1 protein-coding gene is annotated in these 1,271 nt (G+C 27.4%); it reads left to right on the top strand.

The genetic code is table 11. From position 1 onward, the window contains the following. Positions 1-1,044: 1,044 nt before the first annotated feature. Positions 1,045-1,271 (top strand): hypothetical protein (locus tag ACRCZX_RS03635; protein WP_438581585.1); only part of this gene is annotated, 227 nt, incomplete at its 3' end.

Genomic DNA, 1,271 nt, shown 5'->3' with positions numbered 1-1,271 from the left:
CTCTTTTAGTGTTCTAGTGTTTTAGTCTTCTAAAGGTATATTATAGCATAATCCTGTGTTTATTATAATATGTTATAGAGTATAGTATACGCCTCCTTTGAGCAAACCACGGTCCATTTTGAACGAACCGAGACTTATCCCCTTGTAAAAGAGGAAAAAGAAGAGATCAACAAACCACGTATAGCATCCGTCCACTCACTTTCAACTGAATCTAAATGCCTTTCAGCTCATCTAATACTTGCCCTAGATGATATGTTCTTAACCCTTGTATTAGTTAATAATGAACAACTTTAGATACTCCCTAAATCAAGTATCACTCCAAGCCTTTTTTTTGAGAGTAGCTTTCACTCTTGCAACAATTCATAAGACGGCTTATACGTCTACTGATTAGTGCCTATCAGCTCTAAAATATTTTAGAAATTATATTAGTTATAATTACAAGTAAACAAGTTATAATATTTTTTATCTCTGTTAATAATGTGTTTATACTTACATTCATTTTATTCTCCATAAAATAAAAAAGCTCCCACTTAATGACGAGTTTTTAGAAAAAACCCCTTCAAAAATGACTTTTTGAAACAACTACAATTTTTGAAATAATTTCTAGAATATCAGAGCTACAAAATCAATTTTAGAGCTTTTTAAAACGAATTAGATATAAATGTATACCTCAATCTAAAGGAGGTTAATTTAAACCATTAAAGGCTCTAAAACCAGAATCAAAAAAATATACCGATATCTCCCTCTCCATTTAAGTTTTTATAGTAAAATTCTAATTCTTTATATATTTCTTAAATCTATTGTACAATATGTGATTCATATTTTCAATTTTTAAATAATAAAAAATCTACCAGTTGGGGGAACAGGTAGATTTTTGGGATTGTTATGGTATGTAATGTTAATTTTTAATTTCCAGGGGGGATTAGGAAATCTATACTTGAATCATAATTCAAAAAGGGAAAAATTGCAAGCTTTTTTTGATTTTTTTTTAAAAATAAAGTATAAACTAGTACTAACAATAATGAAAGAAGAGGAGAAATTAGTATGAAACCGAATTTTTTCCAATATGCTAAAAATGAACTTTCTCATGATGCTTTTTTGTGTTATGTTTTAAGTTTTTTAACGGATAGCCTTAATGAATATAGATACCCTGAAGAATACTCTTTTTCAAAATTTTTATTAGCAAAATTTTTTGATAAATTAAAGTTAAAAAGTGTTCTAATAGAAACTATCGTTATTAAACAACAATTTTTATCTATAGATATTCTTTT

The sequence above is a fragment of the Cetobacterium sp. genome, from assembly GCF_051658645.1.
Lineage (GTDB): Bacteria > Fusobacteriota > Fusobacteriia > Fusobacteriales > Fusobacteriaceae > Cetobacterium_A.
The sequence above is the reverse complement of the archived record's forward strand: the minus strand, read 5'-3'. Positions and strand labels throughout refer to the sequence as shown.